Here is a 19,280-nt window from a genome sequence, read left to right on the forward strand (position 1 = left end):
GCATAATAGTATAATTTATACATTTGTATCAGAAAACTGATAGTGTATGATACTCAACCTGGAATGGCTACGGACTTTCAAAGCGATCTATGAGCATGAAACGCTGACGGGGGCTGCGCAGGCTTTGTACATTTCGCAGCCGGGCGTGAGCCTGCATCTGAATTCGCTGGAGGCGTATACGGGGTATAAGTTATTTGACCGCAGCGCCAAGAAGATGGTACCGACGGAGCGGGGTAAAGTGCTGTACAATTTCGTGTTGGAGCCCATCAGTAAGCTGGAAACGGCGGAGCAGTTGTTTTACCGCAGTACGAAGGCGGACAGGCCTACGATCAGCATCGGTATGTGCTTCGAGACGTTTCAGTTTACGCTGGAGAAGCATATCTCTTCTTTACCTTTCAATGTGATCATCAAGTTTGGCCAGTATCCCCAAACGCTCCACGATCTCGATAAGGGGGTGCTGGACCTGATCATTACACCACACAAGGAAGAGTTGAAGAGCCTGGAGTACAAACCGTTTTCGAAAGAACGGATCGTGCTGGTGTGTGGCTCTAAAACGAATACCAAGGAGTTGAATGTTTTGCTCGACAAGGGGCATGTGAAGGAAGCAGAGGCGTGGCTGAAGCAGCAGTTGTGGTACAGTACGGCGGCGGATATGGATCACCTCAAACGTTTCTGGCAGGTAAACTTCAAGCATAACCTGGATTTCAAACCGAACTATATTGTTCCGAATATCAGTTCTATCGTTCGCTGTTTGAGCGGCAACCAGGGCTTTTCTGTGATACCGGATTTTTTGTGTCGGGAGGAAATAGCTTCGGGGAAGCTGAAGCTGGTATGGGAGGGAAATCCGGTGATCGAGAATACGCTTTATTTCGGGACGCGGAAGAAGACGATGTATGAGAAGGAGATCAATATGGTAAAGGCCATTTTTGAGCAGGAAGAATTGTGAGGAAGGGGGGCGGTATGGTGGGCCGGGACTTTTGGACTCGATGGTGGGATGTGAGCTTTATGGTAGATGGGGCAGGGGCTGCCAGAGGCCTGTCGGACCCCTGCCCGGTATGGGTTTGGTATGGAGCGGAGTCTCGATAAGGTCTCGATAAGGTCTCGGTAAGGTCTCGATAAGCTCTCGATAAGGGTGGTGGTTTGGCTGGTGAAATGGGACCCTTGGGAAGGTGTTTGTGTGTTGTTTTTGTCCCTTGTGGGGCGTTTGAGACATTTTGTTACAACCGGAGAAGGGTTCGATCACTCCTCTAAATATACGAAAATGCCCGGCCGGAAGGCTTACGCCAGGTGCTAATATTTCTGCAACCCTGTTTGACTTTAAGCAGCTATAAAAGGTTACCGGCACCGCTCTTTTTGAGAGACGATGCCGGTGCGGAAAGGAAAAAGCGGCGGGTGTGGCCGCTTTAGTTTTATAGTTTATGCGAGTGCTTTTTTGATGGCTGCTGCTGCGAACAATAAGGCCGATTGAACGGCGGGTATGTTCGCGAGCGGATTGAGCAGTCCGTAGTCGTGGATCATGCCCTGCACCCTTACCAATGATACCTTTACTCCGGCCTGGTTCAGTTTTCGTGCGTATGCTTCGCCTTCGTCGCGCAACACATCGTTTTCGGCCGTTTGCACGATGGCGGGCGGCAGGTCTTTGAGTTGATCGAGCGTTGCCTTTAAGGGCGAGGCATAAATTTCGTTGCGGAGGTTGGCATCAGTGGTGTAGTTATCCCAGAACCATATCATCATATTCCTGGTGAGAAAACGGTCTTGCGCATATTGGTGGTACGAGGCTGTTTCGAAGGAGGCATCTGTTACAGGCCAGAAGAGTACCTGAAGTTTGAAGGCTGGTCCTTTTTTGTCCTTCGCCATGAGGGCCACTGCTGCGGTGAGGTTTCCGCCTACGCTGTTGCCTACGATCGCCAGGCGCTTTCCATCGACATTAATGCTGGCGCCATTTTCGGCCACCCATTTGGCAGCGGCATAACATTCGTTTACGGCTGTGGGGTATTTTGCTTCGGGTGAGCGGGTGTATTCTGCATGTACCGCCACTGCGCCTGAATTAACGACGAGGTCACGAATGAATCGCTGGTGTGTGGGATAGTCGCCCAATACCCAACCGCCTCCGTGGAAGAACATGAATGCGGGCAATGTTTCTTTTACACCTGCGGGGCGTGTGATGAAAAGTTTTACGGTGATGCCGTCCTGCGTGATGGTCTTTTCCGATACTTCAATTCCTGAAATGTCGACCTTGACGGAGGTCTGCGCTCCTTCGAGCACTTTACGTGCATCTGCGGGCTGCGTGGTTTCCATGGGCTCGCCTCCGCTGGTGTTCAATGCCTTGAGGAATGCCTTGGTTTGCACTTCGATGGCGGGATCGCTTGCATAATCGATCACTGTTATGTCGTTTTTCATGTTCTTGCCTTTTATGTGTTTAGTTGAGTAATCTGTAGGAATCACAAATCTACTTTCGAAGGCAGGGGCAGGCAATGTATAAATTGCAGCAAGACTTGTATAATTTATCAAATTGGGGGCCAGGGTTGCTGAAGTGTTCAAGCATACGAGCAGGAAGGTTCTGGTTTATTCAACGTTGGGCAAATTAATTATGCCGTTGAGGAAGAAAAATGTTGGAGGGGAGAGGCAGGGTATTTCATCGTTTAATGTTTGATAATAAACCGAATTCCTTTGGATTGCCAGCCATTTGAAAATACTGTTGCCACATAGTCGCCATTTGGCAGATCGATTACGTCGATGTGCTGAGCATTACCGGTAATGTCAAACGTCTTTAGTATTTGACCATTCATGTTGGCGATCTTCAGTGTGGCGTCGCCACCGGATATTTCAATATTCAGGTTACCATCCGAAGGATTGGGGTAAAGCTTATGGATCACCGGCCGGTTCTTCTTATTCTTTTGATGGTAGAAAAGTAAGGTGCCCGCTGCTATGAGGACCAATACCGCAATTCCTCCAAACAATAAATAATTTCTTTGCGTTTCTTTTTTCTTGATATAAGCAATTACCTCGCCTGGTAAGTTTAAGGTGCCTGGCTTGGTAAACAGCTTAAGGCTGTCGACGTTGAATGTTATTTCTATTTGCCGAACACTATCTGCAGACGAGAGGTTGGAGGAATAATAAACGAGGTTATAGAATGCCTGAATTTGCTTGCTGATCTGTGTATAGACGGTATCCAGGGAGGCGGATGACTGCGTAAAGTAAAACTGTCCGTGGGTGGATCTGGCGATTAACTCCAACGTGTCTTTGTTTACATCTCCAAGCCCTATTATATAGATCGGAATTTCTTGCCTGATGGCATTTTCAATTACTGTTTTGGATGTTGATGTTGAAATATTATCCCTTCCGTCCGTAAGTACCACTACTACTTTAAGTCCATTGGCTTTTTTTACTTCTTCAACGCTATAATTAATGGCATCATATAGCGCAGTGGAAGAATCTGCCTGCATTGAGTCGACAAGCGAGTTGATCCTTGTTGCATCCTGGGTTAGTGGTAGTTTTGCATCGACGGTAGATGAAAAGCCGGTGATGCTGATAAAGTCTTTTTTAGTATTGAAGCTTCTTACAAACTGTTTTACGGCGGCTTTGGCATTTTCAATAGGTGCTTTATATCCCTTGGGGAATTTTACATTCCAGTTTGCGTCTATTTGAAATAATGCTTTCCCTTCCTTGTCATATAATAGCGACAAATCATCATTCATTGAACCGGAATGGTCTATAACTATACCTACATTGATAGGCTGGTTTTTCGAAATGGGTTCAAGGGATACTACATTGCATTCCTGCCGGTTCTCTTTGACAAACATCTTTTCTTTCGACAGGTTCCAGACAGGTTCACCTGTTCGTGTTTCGGCTCTGAATACAACAGAAATATTTGGGAAAGCATCGGGATAAATATTCAGTATCGTCAGATCTGCTGTATCGGAGGTTGATAATTGACCGTTGACTTTTTTTGCTTGTCCTGATAGATTCAAGGTGAAGCAAATGGCTATCGCCAGGAGGGCTAATTTGTTCACGGGGGTTATTTAAGGTGTCTTAATACTTGCAGCCGAGGGTTGCGCCGCGAAAGCCGGTCGGGCCTCGTTCACCGTCAAGCAATACCTGCTAATAAATGTAGATATAATTGCCTGAGTTTTCTATTTTCCCGTGAAATTCTTTGGGAGGAAAATAATTCGCAGAGTTCTTGTGTAGTTATTGTTTCTACCTTAACTTTGAAAGACAAAGTACTTTTTTTACTTAAAGAACTGGCATTGTTTACAAGCCATCGTTGAGAAGAGCCCGACAGGTGGGTGGCTCAATAGTTTCTATTGTTCCCGGGGATACCCAGGCACCCTGGCATAGTAATGCGTTTTCAAAATGCTTTTTGGGGGCTCAGCTAAGGATTGGTGGATCACCCTTGCCAATCGGGCATGCCTGCGCCAACGTGCTGCAGCGCATATCAGCGTTGGGCAACATGACTATTTGCAGGGGGACTTTTTTCATATTTAAATTCAGCAAGTGCAGCATTCTACCCGTACATTTTATAATAGTTTGTCTTTTCTTTATCCGGCCATCGATTACTTTTTAAGAGGAAATAAGATGTGCCTGATTGAGGAGGTTAATCGTTGTGTTCCCGGAAAACTGCTGGAGATTGGCGTTGGTAATGGATCACATTTATCCTTATACGGCTCTCATCAAATTGTAGGTATCGACATTTCGGAATCCATGCTCCGGAAAGCGCAGCGTTATAAGCATGAGCGTATTGAATTGCTTTTAATGGATGGGGAAAATCTGTTGTTTCCAGCAGCTTGTTTTGACTATGTGGTGATCAGTCACGTGCTGGCGGTTACAAAAGATCCAGATCAATTGGTGAACCAGATCTACCAGGTACTAAAGCCTGGCGGCAAGCTGTTTATTCTCAATCATTTTACGCCTGCAAATTGGCTCAGGTACGTTGACTGGGCTTTTCAGCCCTTGTCGGCCCTTTTTCATTTTAGATCTTCCTTTCATTTGACCGATGTTAAAGCTCTGCAACGTTTTTCCCTTGAAAAGCAAACTGAACTGGGTAAGGGCTCTTATTTTAAACTTCTTATCTGTCGTAAGCCTTGAAAAAATACTTTCCGATACTGCCTGTATCCTTACTTCTTAGCTTATTTATTTACGTTTTTTACCGTACTGATAAGACGCTGATCAATCAGCTCTGTATTTCGATCTTTCAACAGGAGCCGTATAACTTTCTAAAAAGCCGTGTTGCCTTTTCGCTCCCATTGCCGGATTTTATTATTTATTCTTTGCCCGAAGGCTTGTGGGTCTTTTGCATTACACTCACCTCGAGCACTTTTTACCTGGAGATACGAAAACGAAAATGGAATCTGATATATGTTCCCATACTGTTAGCCTTACTCATGGAACTATTTCAGCTTTTGCATATTGCCAACGGTCGGTTCGATTGGATGGATATTATCTTTTCGACTATCTTTTGGTTGCTGGCTTTGCTATGCACGAGGGCTAACATAGGTAAAGAGTCCATCTTTCAATCAACCAATACGGCAACTATTTACTGTATCGTCAGTTACTTTATTGTTTACCTGGCCCATGTCAATTATTAAGCATGAAAATCTTCAATCAGTTCAGGGCTTAATATTCCCGAACAGATCTCCCTAACTTCTCCCGTCATCCTGATTGCAAAGTTGTCATCAACATTGATCGTCAATTTACCTCCCAGCATCCTGATGGTGATATCCTGATCGACTAAGTTTTTCTTTCTTAGTACACTGGCCACTGCGCAGGAAGAAGTTCCCGATGCGAGAGTAAAACCGGCCCCCCTTTCCCAGATGAGGATCTCCACTTCCTTCCTGTTAATTACTTTAGCAAATTGTACATTAATACGATTGGGGAACATTTTATGGTTTTCCAGGAATGGGCCATAATGTTTTATCTCTTCAATATTTAGTTCATCTTTCAGTATAACACAATGGGGATTGCCCATGGAGACGCAATTCACTTCATATGTTCTATCGTCTGCGTGGATCAATTCGTTGACAACCTCTGCGGATTCGAAATTGGCGGGTATCAACTTTGACTGAAATATGGCATGGCCCATATCGACAGTAATAATTTTTGCCCTGTTGTTTACAGTTTCCTCAATTTTGGCCTTTACAATTCCTCCTTTCGTTTCTACGCTGAACTCCTGTTTGGTTACAATGCCATAGTCGAATACGTACTTGCAAAATATACGCAGGCCATTTCCGCTTTTCTCTGCCTCGGAGCCATCTGGATTAAATATGCGCAACCCTATGTCGGCCATATCAGATTCAACCAGTAACAGTACCCCGTCGGACCCTATGCCAAAGTTTACGTTGCAAATTCTTTTGATCGCTTTTTCCTCCAATTTGAAGGTGGTATTTCGGCTATTCAATACCAGGTATTCATTGCCGAGGCCATGGATCTTTACAAAATGATTCGTGTTCATAAAATGCTGGTGTCGTTTTGAGCTAAAATTCGTCGGTTTATTTTAACCAATTGGTAGAATTGATGTCCTGTATCATTTGTGGCCGGTCGAGCAGGCACATCTCCGATTACCTAGAAGGGCCAACCGTTCAACCCGTTTTCATATCCCTGTAACTCTAACCGGGAAATTGTCTAACCGTTTTTGGGATGATCTACAGGATTTTGTGGACCTATCGGTATCTCAATGTCCACAGTAGTTCCCTCATTGAAAACAGAACGGTAAGCTATTTTACCTTTCAGTAATTTGATCCTTGCCTGTATATTAATCAGTCCGATACCCTGTACATCACCTTTAACTGTAGGATCAAAGCCTTTTCCATTGTCTTCCACGGTTATCATCAGGTGACTGTTGTGAATGCTCATTTGAACAATAGCGCCGGATGCCTGTGCGTGCCGTAGCGTATTCTGTAAGAGTTCCTGTACAACCCTGAATATATGGAAAGACTGCTCTGTGGTGAGTATCGCCTGTTCAGTGTGCAGAATTCTAAATGAGATAGTCAGTGCGCCGCTTTGGTGGATGCTGTTGCAATAATCCCGTAAAGCATATTCCAGTCCATGTTGTAAAGACAGTTCAGTACTCAGGCTGTGCGATAAGTTTCTCAGTTCGAGAATGGATTCATTAAGCCGTCCAATGTTCACTTCAAAAGCCCCGTCCTGCTCTTCCGGCAATTGCAGTCCTTTCTTAAAGGCCGAAAAGGAATGTTTGATACCACTCAGTTTGCTGCCCAGCCCGTCATGCAGTTCCCGTGCCATTTTGGTGCGTTCCTGTTCAATAGCCAGTTCCCGTTCCATGATAATTTTCTGTTGTTCCAGCTTTCTTTTCAGGTAAGCTTTAATAACTATAAAAAGTACACCTGCGGTAGTTAGCAGCAACAGCGTTATGAACCACCAGCTTTTCCACCAGGGCTTTTGCACTGTAATGGAAAGCGTGTACAGGTTTTTGCTTTCCACATTTTCTGCATTAATAGCTTTTGCCTCCAATACATAATCTCCGGCCGGTAAATTGGCATACCGGATCACCGATTTATTGGCCGCTGCAATCCAGGCTTTATCATATCCTTTCAGGGTGTAGAACAAGCGGTTGGAGGCCGGGTTGGCAAAATCCAGCACCGTAAATTGAAAACTGATCGTATTCTCCTGCGGCTTCAATTCAAGCGTTTTTAGCTCTCCTTCATTAACACCCGTGGTAAAGGCTGCATCGTTGACCTGCAAAGCCGACAACTGTAAGCGGGGAGGATACGTGTAGGCCTGTATGGCCGAGGGATAAAAGGAGTTTAACCCGTTCACACCCCCAAACAATAATTCTCCGTTGGAAGCTTTGCAGAAAGAGTAGGTATTAAACTCATTGCTTTGCAAGCCGTCACCCGCATTAAAAATGGTAATATTCCCATCAGAGAGTCGCAGGCGGTTGATGCCCGCATTGGTGCTCAACCAAAGATCTTCCTTATCGGGCAGTAAGCCATACACATACTGGTTGCTGAGTCCATTACTGGTGGTTATTATTTTTTCAACAGTCATTAATCGCTTATGGTATTGTAACAAGCCGATGGTACTACCTATCCACAGGGTGGTATCATTATTTTCATAAAAACATTTAATGGTAGCCTGGTAGGGGAAGTTCTTTTTAACAATAAAGGAATCTCCCAGTAGTGTGCCCGCCATAAATCCTTTGAAGGCGCGGGAAACATAAACGGTACCGGTCTGGTCGCAGAAGCTGGTCAGGTAAACATCCCTTTCCGGTAATCCTTTCACGGCATGAATGGAATAAGTATTTTTTTCTTTTTTTACCAGGTAAAGGCCTGCATTGGAAGAAGCCAGCAGTATACCACCAGTAATCTCCATAATAAAATTGAACTGTCTGCCCGGTACTGTATAGGCAGCGGGAGGAAAGGGTACTTGTGTAATTTTTCGAGATAGCGGGTCGATGGTGAACAATCCTGCAAAAGTGGCCACCCATATTGTGCCTTTGCTGTCTTTGTACAAATGCTCAATAGCAGGAGGCAGTCCGGTGCTGATGGAACCGCTCACTTGTTTTTCTTTATCCAATATTAAAATGCCGTTGGATTGGGTGCCGCACCAGAATTGGTGATCATCCGTTTCAACGATACTGCGCATAAAATTATTCACGCCCAATTGTTCTGACTCTTCCCGGGTAAGATGATGATTAAACCGGAACTTCTCCAGGCTCACATAATCCACCCCCTTTCCCCAGATAGCAGCCCACAGATGGTTTTCGGCATCCGTATACAGGTATTGAATTTGGTTGCCCGATAAAGAATAGGGGTTACGAGAGGAGGCATAATAATGGTCCGTAATTATTTTATGCAGGGTATCCAATTTAAAAAGCCCCTGTCGTAAAGTGCCTATCCAAAGTTTCCCCTTACTGTCAAAAGTCAAGGTCTTGATATCTTCTATCTTTTTTCCGCCTGATGCGTCGATGCGGTGGCTGATGTCCTTGTTGTTATAATAAAGCAGACCGGCCGGGCCGCCAATCCACAAACCGCCCGGAACAGGCAGCAGGCAGGTAAAACCGGGAATGCCGGCCGGCTCCATCGTTAGCAGCGATTGCCAGTTAAGGGTATCGCTTTTCAGTATGCCTTTATATACCTGTGGGGTATTGTTAACGATCGCATAAATTGCTTCTGGTTTGTTGAAAGGCGCCGCGGGTACTGTTTTAATAAAGAGGTTGCCTGGAACCTGAAAGTGACTTACTACCCGGAACTTTTTGGTATAGGGATCAAATAGCAGAATGTCTGAACCTGATTGGATCCATATCCTTTCCTTATCATCAATGTAAAAAGGGGAGAACAACTGGTCGTCGGCCTTTCTGTCCGGCATCTGGTAATTAACGAACTGATTGAGCTGGCGGTTGTAAAAGTTCAATCCCTTATTACTGCCGATCCATAAATTGCCATGGCTGTCTTCTGTAATATTCAGGAAAAGTGTCCCTTTTATCGAATGGAGCTTTTGCTGGTCTTCCCGGTAAATCAAACAGGAAATGCCGTCGTATCGGTTAAGTCCGTCAAAAGAGCTGATCCATACGTAGCCACGCGAGTCTTTATAAATGCAGTTATTAACCCCTTGTGAAAGTCCATTGTTAACGGTAAGGTGGTTGAATAGTAAGCTATTCTGCCGGCAAAAGCAGACCTGACATGTCAATATCAGGCAGATACCTATCAAAAGCCTTGCAGGGATCATCGGGAAAGGAAATTACTGAGTTTTTAACAAGATACCCCTTACCCATTGAATTTTAGTTATTGATGGTGGTAACCGTAGAGGGAAATTCTGCACTAAAAGATAGTTGGGAAGGTATGGGAATAATGAAGTAAGGAGATAACGGCATTGCAGGATCGGTTAAAAGAGTAAGCAGTATAGCACAAAGGTAGTTTGTCTGACTCTTGCATAAAAAAAAGCCCCACATCACTGCGGAGCTTTTAAAGCTGTGGAGAATACCGGAGTCGAACCGGTGACCTCTTGCATGCCATGCAAGCGCTCTAGCCAACTGAGCTAATTCCCCATTTCAATCCGAAAAAAACCGGGTGGTTTTTGTTTTTCGGAGGGCAAAGATAACTGCCTGATTATTCGCTTCCAAATAAAAATCTAAAATCAATGTAGCGTGGGATTTTAGGTTCCTGCAGATAGCTGCGAACAGCTAGCGTGAGCGGAGGCAGGGCTTCGGAACGGTTGGGAAGGGTGGGGCGAAGGACGGCACTGCAAGCGCCTCTGTGAACCATACAGTCTGCTGGAGTATTCGTAGCAAAGGTGCTGTTTGGGGGTGATGGGACAGTCTCTTTTGTACGTGGCAATCGGTAATGCCTTATATTACAATGGCTCAGCCCGCCCGCCACGGCGGCGCCTGGCGTACCTTATTGACGGATTTTTAAACATCATTCCTATGCTCCTTCAACGTATTGCTTTTTCCTTCCTCCTGTTTTGGGTTTTGAATGCGAACGCCCAACCCGTCCAATCAGTCGATATCTGTGTGTACGGCGGGTCGTCTGCAGGTGTTATCGCAGCTTATACAGCCAAAAAGGCCGGTAAGTCGGTTATACTGATCGAGCCTGGGCAGCGCCTCGGCGGTCTCAGTTCCGGTGGCCTCGGCTTCACCGATATCGGCAACAAATACGCCGTGAGCGGCCTGGCCCTCGACTTCTACCGCCGCCTGGGCCGTCATTATGGCAAATTCGAATCCTGGATCTTTGAACCGTCCATCGCCGAACAAACCTTCCTGCAGTATATCAAGGCTGCTAATGTTCCTGTGATCTACAGCAGCGGTCTGTTCGATGTTAAGAAAGATCAGGGGCGCATCACAGCTATTACCGTCAATGATCCTTTGGCGCCAACGCCTCAAAAAGCAACAACGATCCGCGCTAAAATCTTTCTTGACTGCACCTACGAGGGCGATCTGATGGCCAAGGCCGGCGTAAGCTACTTTGTTGGCCGCGAAGCCAATAGCGTCTACAACGAAACTTATAACGGCGTTCAGCTCCGCGATAAACACCAGTTTCCCGATGGCATCGACCCCTACAAAGTAGCGGGCAATCCCAATAGCGGTTTGTTATGGGGTATCAGTGCCGCTCCGCTCGGGCCCCAGGGTCAGGGCGATAAAATGGTGCAGGCCTATAACTTCAGGATCTGCCTTTCCAATGATCCCAGTAACCTCCTGCCTATTACTCAACCCGTAGGTTACGACGCTTCAAAATATGAATTGTTGTTGCGGGTGCTGGATAAAAAGCCGGCTAAAGACCTGTGGGCTTTCCTCAAGTTTGACCTGATGCCCAATCATAAAACAGATATCAATAACAATGGCCCCTTCAGTACCGATATGATCGGCATGAACTACAATTATCCCGATGCCGATTTTGCTACGCGTAAGAAAATAGAGGAAGAGCATAGGGCCTACGTTAAAGGCTTGTTGTTCTTTATTGGTCATGATCCGCGCATGCCCGAACACCTGCGCCAGGAGATGCTGAAATGGGGTTATCCCAAAGATGAATATGTGAAAACCGGCAACTGGTCGCCTCAAATGTATGTACGCGAAGCGCGCCGCATGATCGGTCAGTACGTGATGACACAGGCCAACTGCGAAGGCAAGGAAGTAGTGGAAGATGGCGTAGGTATGGCTGCTTATACCATGGATTCTCACAATACCCAGCGCATCGTCGTGAATGGCATGGTAAAGAACGAGGGTGATGTGCAGATCGGTGGTTTCGGTCCTTATCCTATTTCGTATCGCTGCATCATTCCCAAGCCGGAGGAATGCAAGAACCTGCTGGTGCCGGTTTGTTTGTCGGCGAGCCATATTGCCTACGGCTCTATCCGTATGGAACCTGTGTTTATGGTACTGGCGCAAAGTGCTGCCCTGGCTGCTTCTATGGCCATCGATCAAAAACAGTCGGTACAGGAGGTGGATGTGGCCAGGTTGCAAGTTGCGCTGCGGGCAAACCCACTCATGGATGGTTCGGTGCCGGAGATCGTAGTGGACAATGATGATAAAGAGCATGTGCGTACCGATGGATCCTGGAACGTCCAGAAAGGTGGCTACGGGTCTTCTTATTTTACGACCACCCTGGACGGACAAGCAACAAAGACGATCACCTTTACTCCGGTGATCAAACGTGCCGGTAACTATGAAGTGTACGTGTATCTGCCGAAGGTGAACAATATGGCGCGGGAAATTCCCCTGCAGGTTTTCGACGGTGTGAAGGCTCATGCCGCCTCTATCGAGCCAGCAGCCATTAAAGTTGCGGGACAAACTTCGGGCGAGTGGGTGAAGATCGGCTCGTATAAATTGCCGGCAGGCGCTCAATCGCACCTGAAAATGGAAGCTCGTGGTACCGATGGCGTGGTAATTGCCGATGCGGTACTGTTCATTCCAAGATAGTCTGTGCGTTGCTTAAGCTCAATAAAAACGAAAGCCCCCGGCAGGTTGAATGCTGCCCGGGGGCTTTTTTGTCAATTTATCCCTGTTGCCTGCGGCAATGTGTATTGCTCCCTGTGACCTGACTGCGCTTTACTTGCCCTGTTGCAATTTCCTGACGGCCTGCTCGCCCACTTTCGTTCCCTGCAATACACCATTATCGATAGCATCCATAAAGTGAATGCCTCCATAGAATCGACTGATGGCTGCTTCGTCGGCCGCCTGTTTAAAAGAGGTGAAGTCGCGGGCCGGCAATCCATAACTTACTTCTACACTGTCCCGGTAAGCGAATTTGTCGCCAAAGTAATGCGTGAGTATGGTGGCTGATGCTGAAGAGATCACCGAATGGCCACTCAGGTATTCCGGGAATGGAGGTGTTTGCAGCAGTGGCTGCCAGTGCGGATCTACCAATTGGCGAATGGCTGATTCCGGACGTATGCGGTTGCTGCGGAACTTTTCATCCCAACAGGTGATGAACCCATCCATAAGGCCCATCGATACCATCGCATATATCTGCATACTTTCCTTAAAGGATTTCTTCGCCTGCACGCAGGCTATTCCCGTTATGCCAAGCCAATGTGCTCCGGGCGATATTTTCTTAAGTCCGAGTATCAGGTGGCCATCATCCTGCACCGCAAAAGGATTACAATCCCAGAAGGCAGCAATGACCCGGTACTCATGCGGCATTTCTTTCGTTACCTCGTAATTGCGCATCATCAACTTATAAAAGTCTGATTGCCTGCCGGTCGCAAATGTTACCGGTGGTGGCGGGATGAACTGAGCTGCCGAATCGAGCGTAAAAGGACGCACTGTGTTGAAATAGGGCTCTACGGCCGCCATATAAGCAGGAGCGGTCGGGAACCAGCAACCGGGCTTATTGACCGGTGTATAACGGGGATAATTGCTGATCTTGTTGTACCTGTCGCCCTTGGCAAAGGCCAGTATCTTCTTACTCACCCATCCTGCATATGCCAGGGAATGATCGAGCAGTTCGGGCGATATGCCCGATTTTTTGCAGGAGTCGATGAACTGTTGTTCGTATTGGTCCATCTGCTTGCCGGATGGCTGCATCTTTTTCGCTGTTTCCATCATCGCCAGCAAGGCGCTGATCTCTACATGAAAGTCGTTCAGTGAATCGGGCTTTTTCAAGGCAGGGTAGTCATTCACAACCTTGTGCATGTGTAGTAAAGTGCTGTCGTTCTCTGCCAGCACTTCATAACCCGCAAGGGTAGCATAAGAGAAGAAACGTGATGCCAGTGGCGGATTGGTGATGTCGTGGATCATCAGGTCGGTCATTTTGGTGACTACCTGACTAATATGGGTAGTATTAAATGCCGGCGTATTGTTTTGTTGCTGCCGGCAGCCGGCACCAGCGAAACAAACTACGATGCAAAGACTAATGAGAATACGCATGGTTATCGGGTTGTGTAAGCTTTGATGGTTTGTTGGTTTATACCGAAGAGCAACAGATTCTTGAAGGGCAGTACGCTGCGCACATCGCCGGTGAGGTAAAAGCCTGATTCCTGTTGTGGTACGTAGGTGAACTTGCCTTTCCCATCACCCTTCAACAGGGTGCCGAAATTGGCATCGTACCTGCCCAGCCGTAAACGCGCGCGATTGATGTTGCCACAGAGCAGCAGGTCTTCGGCACCGTCCTTGTTATAGTCGAGACTAGTGATGGTGTAGACGGGCGATCGTTGTACTTCTGCCGGAAGTTCCTTCTGATGAAGTTTACCATCGGCCCCACTTTCGAAGTAGGCGGTGGTGAGGTAATTGGCTTGCAGTCGTTTCACCTCTTTCAGTTCATCTTTGGTAAAGATGGTTTCCATCGTGGCATCGGCGTATCCTTTGTAATCGGTAAACCTGGTACGCATAATGCTCATCTGATCGAGCAGCTCGTCTCTTGTTACATAAGGATGTTCTTTCCCCTGGATATAAAAACAGCAAATCGGGTCGATAGAGCCGTTGTCGTCGAAGTCCTTGTAGTAAAGCGATGCGGGCTCCTGGTCGCTTACATGGCATTGTGTATTGAGACCATTGTTGCCAATGATCAGATCGGGCTTGCCATCTTTGTTGAAGTCACCCACCTGCAATTTATTCCACCAGCCGCTGTACGATTTGTCGAAGTATTGATTGGTCCCTATTTCCAGTTTGTTACTGGTGTTGAGGTACACCTGTACGGGCATCCATTCGCCTACAACAATAAGGTCCTGCTTTTTGTCGCCGTTGAGATCGACCCAGGCTGCGTCGGTGATCATGCCGGCGTTCTGCAAGGCGGGGGCTATTGTTTTTATCTGGTCAGTAAATTTTCCTTTGCCGTCATTGATGAGCAGGTAGCTGACCGGCGTTTCGGGGTATCGCCCTGGTATTACCCGGCCGCCGACGAACAGGTCGGGCGATCCATCACCGTTGATGTCCTGTACCCGCACGCAGCTTTTGCTTACCAGCATAGCAGGTAAGCTATTTGCACTATGTATGAATTGTCCTTTACCATCATTGAGGTAAAGCCTGTCCTGGAGGTTGCCATCTTCGGGCAGAAAACTATTGTAGCCACCGCTCGCTACGTATATGTCCTGGTGTCCGTCGCCGTTGGCATCGAAGAACACCGCGTCTGCGTCTTCAAATGTTTTACCTGCTTCGAAGGCTGGTTGCTTGCTGACGAGGAATCGGCCGTCTTTTTGTTGCATGTACAACATGGCTCCCATACCTCCACTCGCGCCTGCATAGATATCCTCGAGTCCGTCGCCGTTGGCATCGCCTTTGGCCAGTGCCGGTGTATTGAAGGAAAGCGGGTTTACCATCAGTGGCTGGCGCTTGAAGTCGTTGATGGCATTGGGTGTATACACATGGCGGAAAGGCGCTCCCGTTTCAACGAATAGTGGGGCTGTTGCTGCCGGTATTTTAGTTGGCCGGGTAGCCTCCTTTTCCTGCAGCGTTAAAACCTGGTTGGCTTTTACTTGCTTAAGTGTTTGTTCCTTACCTGAAACCCAGATGATACGCAGTGAATCGATCTGCGCAGCTTTGCCCAATCCGGCATGCAGTAATGTCGATACAGTCGATTGGTAGCCACGCGTGGGCATTTGCTCCAGGTATTGTTGCTGGCCTTCGTGGTAGAGGATCACCCTGGCGCCTATGCCCTGGGTATTGCCACCGGCGCCCTGCAGCTTTATCTGCAGGTAGTGCTGCCGCCCGTTGGTCTCATTGCGGTAGATGAATGCTGGCTCATTGACATTGTTGATCACCAGGTCGAGGTCGCCGTCGTTATCGAGGTCGGCATAAGCTGCGCCGTTGCTATTGGAGTGGCGGGTCATGCCCCAGGCTTGTGTCTTATTGCTGAAACTGCCGTCCTGCCGGTTGGCAAATACGTAATTGGTGAGGTTGGATGCTGGTATCTGGTGTACCAGCTCGAGTACATCTTCGCGGTTGAGGCGGCCTTTGCTTTGTATATAATCGTTCATGTACTTGATAAAGTCCATATTGGTGAAGTCGCGCAAGTAGCCATTGGTCACGAACAGGTCTTTCCAACCGTCATTATCGTAATCGGCGAGCAGGGGCGCCCAACTCCAGTCGGTATTGGAAATGCCTGCCTGTTGGCCGGCTTCGCTGAAATAAACGTCCTGCTTGCCAAGTCCCCTTGCTGCTGATTCAGGTATAGGTCCATTGTTTATCTGCAGCATATTGCGCATATACTGGTAACCAAATCCGGATCGTATGTTGAGGTCGAATTTTTCATAGTTGTCGGGCGCGAAGAGTAATTTCTGCCGGCGGTTGTCTTCGGGCAACATGTCGAGGGTGAAGATATCCGGCCGGCCGTCGTTGTTGACGTCGGCGATATCGTTGCCCATGGAGAACTGGCTATTGTGTCCGATGCTGGTGTGCAGGCGATCGGTGAAGGTGCCATTGCCATTGTTCATGTAGAGGTAGTCGGGCACCGCATAGTCGTTGGATACATAGATGTCTTCCCAACCATCGGCATTGAGGTCGGCGATGCCTGCACCGAGTCCGTAGGTGAGCGACGAACTGCTGATACCGGATCTTTTGGTGATATCGCTGAAATGATTGTTGTCGTTTTGGTATAGACGTATACCGCAGGCTATGTCTTCCTGGGCCAGGATGGCCGATGTACGGGCTTCGTCGAGTACAGGCAGGTTTACCGGGTTGTGGTTGAGCAGCAATAGATCAAGATCGCCATCGCGGTCATAGTCGAAGAAATATCCCTGTGTGCTGTAGGAGGAGTCGGAAAGGCCGTATTGCACTCCCTGCTCACTGAAGCGCGGGTTGCCCTGCGTATCATTGCCTTCGTTGATGAAGAGTTCGTTGCGTCTTTTTTCGGGCCGGAGTTTTCCCGAATAGCAAACATACAAGTCCAGCTTCCCATCTCCATTTACATCGGCCATGGTTACGCCGGTTTTCCAGGGGCCGGGTCTGCCAGCCACGCCGGCTGATGTGGTGATGTCTTCAAAGCTCAGTTTGTCTTTGTTGAGGTAGAGCTTATTGTCGGTCATGTTGCCGGAGAAGTACAGGTCTGTGAGGCCATCGCCGTTGATATCTCCGGCCGCAACACCTCCGCCGTTGTAGAAGTACTCATACATCAGCACGTTGGTGTTGAGCCCTTCGGTGAGTGTGTTGCTGAAGTCGACATGCGTTTGTTCGGGCGTCAGCAGGGTGAACAGGGGAGGGCCATCGGCCGGCTTTTCTGCAGCAGGCTTTTGATCACTGCAAGCAAATGAGAATGTACATATGGCAGCCAGCAGAAGGGTGCAGTAGTTGTTGGTGGAATACAATGTTATCGGGTTTTATTGTCTGAATTTACTGATTCTCTAAAATAAATCAGGCCGCTTTTCAGCGACCTGACTTGGTAAACGAAAACAAAAACACCAAACGAAATAATTGCTATGGACAGGTGTGGTTTTGATCTCAAATAACTACAATCATAGAACAAGGTAAGGTAGTGTGGAGCTGCCTCACGAGGCAGCTCCACACATTATTAGTAGCCTGGATTTTGCACCAGCTTGGTATTAGTGTTCATTTCATCGAGCGGGATGGGTCGGAAGTACATCTTATCATCCCATTTCCTGGATTCCAATGCCCCTGGCGTTGGTGTATAGGTATACGTGTATTTGCTTTCATCAAAGCGATAGGGGCTCGGTGGCGTTGCTCCTGCTTTGAGGGTGCCTACTACATTGATGTAATTAATGGGACGCCCCAGTGTGGTAGGAGCGATCATCCAGCGTCGTGCATCGTGGTAGCGATGGTCTTCGTAGGCCAGTTCCACACGCCGTTCGTTCTGATAACGGGCCTTCAATGCGGCACCGCTTTCTGTAATGGCCGGCATACCTGCCCGGAAGCGAATCCTGTTCAGCCAGGTCCGGGCTTCGAGGTCTTCTCCCAGTTCTATACAGGCTTCTATATAGTTAAATACGATTTCTGTATAACGGAAGAAAGGCCAGGGAACAGTTTGGCGTGCATTGTTATCGACCAGGTTGGGATCGGGGTCGATAAATTTGCGCATATAATAACCGGTCCAGGAGCCATTCCAGTTTTCAATGGAGCTGGAACGGGTGTCCAGGCCATCAATGAACTTTCCACCGCCCAAATCGTACCGACCCACTTGGATCTGACTGACGGGGTCGACGTTGCCAGAGGCTTTATCGCGTGGTTTCCAGTCGGCGCCATCGTACAGGACGGTGGCATATAAACGGGGATCGCGATTCTTGTAGGGGGCTGCTTTTTGAGTGGCATTGCTCCAGCTGAATTTGGTACCATCCATCATTTCGTAGTCGTCCACGAGTTCCTGAATGGGTGAGTTCCCAGCCCAATTGTGGTAGCCGTTGGGGCCGTTGTAAAGTCCCATCTGCATACCCCCTTCTTCGCGGGCTGAGGTGAAGAAGCGTCCGAAGAGGATTTCCTTTTTGGTGTCATCGAGACCAGGAGCTTTGCTGGCGCCGCCCATGGACAAAGAGACATAATTCATTTTGCCATCTGCCGGGGATACCGGTGCTGCCAGGTCGAGTTTGTAACCCCTGCCAGGAATTTTGTCCATGATCGCTTTGGCTGCATCTTTGGCTGCTTTCCAACGGGCGGCACGATCACCGGCTGGAGAACCCAAAAACTCAGGTTTGCTGTATGCAGCGATGGTGGCCGATTTAGCTTTGGCGGTTGGGATGTCGTGCAAGTCACTGGCTGCATACAACAGCATGCGTGCTTTCAATGCCATTGCGGCGATCTCGTTGGCTTTGCCATCGGGCATAGACTTGTCTTTCAACTCAGTGATGGCGCTGTCGCAATCTTTGATGATAAAGGTTACGCACTCATCCCAGGTATTGCGGTTAATAGAAAAATCATCATCCAGTTTGTATGATTTGTCAATGATGGGCACAGCTCCATAATACCTTACCAATTGATGGTAATAGAAGGCACGCAGGAAGTGTGTTTCTCCCTGTAACCTTTTTTTAAGTCCGTTGACATCTTCAAAGGTTGCGGTGCGCAGGTTCTCAAGCGCCAGGTTGGCGTGCCTGATCCTTCCATACATATCGTTTTTGCTACCATCCTTTCCCCAGCGATAATTTACGTTCACCCATCCAAGGTTGGAAGGATTAAGAACTGCTTCGTTGATAACATTGATGCCCCGGCTGGGGTGTGTGAATACTGCTTCATCGGTGAGTGAAGCCAGCATTTGTTCGTCGAAACCTCCCTGGCCCAAACCTGAATACAGGCCTGTGACAAAGGCTTCTGACAACGCAGGGTCTTTCCAGGTATCGACCGACGATGCTTTGTCAAGCGGTTTGGTATCGAGAAACTCCTGCTTGCAGCCTGTTAAAAAGATGCCGGAAACGATAGGAAGGGTGATATATTTAAGCAATTTCTTCATCTT

General features: G+C 47.9%; 10 protein-coding genes and 1 tRNA gene. 3 read left to right on the plus strand and 8 right to left on the minus strand.

Annotated elements, in window-relative coordinates:
• Positions 1 to 46: 46 nt before the first annotated feature.
• Positions 47 to 946 carry a LysR family transcriptional regulator gene (locus P2H89_RS04110; RefSeq protein ID WP_275825253.1) on the plus strand — a complete coding sequence of 300 codons (900 nt, stop codon included), beginning with the start codon at positions 47 to 49 and terminating at the stop codon, positions 944 to 946.
• Positions 947 to 1,416: 470 nt separating this feature from the next.
• Here the strand turns inward: P2H89_RS04110 and P2H89_RS04115 are convergent, their stop codons facing one another.
• Together P2H89_RS04115 and P2H89_RS04120 are read right to left on the minus strand one after the other, a co-directional pair.
• On the minus strand, positions 1,417 to 2,400 hold the full coding sequence (locus P2H89_RS04115; RefSeq protein WP_275825254.1) for an alpha/beta hydrolase: 984 nt from the start codon (positions 2,398 to 2,400) through the stop codon (positions 1,417 to 1,419).
• Between the two features lie 242 nt (positions 2,401 to 2,642).
• Positions 2,643 to 4,013, minus strand: a complete 1,371-nt coding sequence (locus P2H89_RS04120) for a VWA domain-containing protein (RefSeq protein WP_275825255.1) — start codon at positions 4,011 to 4,013, stop codon at positions 2,643 to 2,645.
• A gap of 481 nt (positions 4,014 to 4,494) precedes the next feature.
• On the opposite strand from P2H89_RS04120, the gene P2H89_RS04125 reads away from it, so the two are divergent.
• Positions 4,495 to 5,085, plus strand: coding sequence for a class I SAM-dependent methyltransferase (locus P2H89_RS04125; protein ID WP_275825256.1), 591 nt, complete (start codon positions 4,495 to 4,497; stop codon positions 5,083 to 5,085).
• A gap of 496 nt (positions 5,086 to 5,581) precedes the next feature.
• On the opposite strand, the gene dapF is transcribed toward P2H89_RS04125, so the two are convergent.
• From dapF to P2H89_RS04140, 3 genes are all read right to left on the minus strand, one after another.
• Positions 5,582 to 6,448 (minus strand): diaminopimelate epimerase, encoded by an 867-nt coding sequence (dapF, locus tag P2H89_RS04130; protein ID WP_275825257.1) that lies wholly within the window; start codon positions 6,446 to 6,448, stop codon positions 5,582 to 5,584.
• 170 nt (positions 6,449 to 6,618) lie between these two features.
• Positions 6,619 to 9,645 carry a sensor histidine kinase gene (locus P2H89_RS04135; protein ID WP_275825258.1) on the minus strand — a complete coding sequence of 1,009 codons (3,027 nt, stop codon included), beginning with the start codon at positions 9,643 to 9,645 and terminating at the stop codon, positions 6,619 to 6,621.
• 284 nt (positions 9,646 to 9,929) lie between these two features.
• Positions 9,930 to 10,003, minus strand: a tRNA-Ala gene (locus P2H89_RS04140).
• Between the two features lie 378 nt (positions 10,004 to 10,381).
• Here P2H89_RS04140 and P2H89_RS04145 point away from each other — a divergent pair.
• Positions 10,382 to 12,370 (plus strand): FAD-dependent oxidoreductase, encoded by a 1,989-nt coding sequence (locus tag P2H89_RS04145; protein ID WP_275825259.1) that lies wholly within the window; start codon positions 10,382 to 10,384, stop codon positions 12,368 to 12,370.
• A gap of 129 nt (positions 12,371 to 12,499) precedes the next feature.
• On the opposite strand, the gene P2H89_RS04150 is transcribed toward P2H89_RS04145, so the two are convergent.
• From P2H89_RS04150 to P2H89_RS04160, 3 genes are all read right to left on the minus strand, one after another.
• Positions 12,500 to 13,819 (minus strand): vanadium-dependent haloperoxidase, encoded by a 1,320-nt coding sequence (locus tag P2H89_RS04150; RefSeq protein ID WP_275825260.1) that lies wholly within the window; start codon positions 13,817 to 13,819, stop codon positions 12,500 to 12,502.
• 2 nt (positions 13,820 to 13,821) lie between these two features.
• Entirely contained in the window at positions 13,822 to 17,190 is a 3,369-nt protein-coding gene (locus P2H89_RS04155; RefSeq protein WP_275825261.1) for a VCBS repeat-containing protein, read from the minus strand.
• 203 nt (positions 17,191 to 17,393) lie between these two features.
• Positions 17,394 to 19,277 carry a RagB/SusD family nutrient uptake outer membrane protein gene (locus tag P2H89_RS04160; RefSeq protein ID WP_275825262.1) on the minus strand — a complete coding sequence of 628 codons (1,884 nt, stop codon included), beginning with the start codon at positions 19,275 to 19,277 and terminating at the stop codon, positions 17,394 to 17,396.
• Positions 19,278 to 19,280 lie beyond the last annotated feature (3 nt).

Origin of the sequence: Paraflavitalea sp. CAU 1676 (assembly GCF_029223285.1) — a bacterium.
Classification (GTDB): Bacteria; Bacteroidota; Bacteroidia; order Chitinophagales; family Chitinophagaceae; genus Paraflavitalea.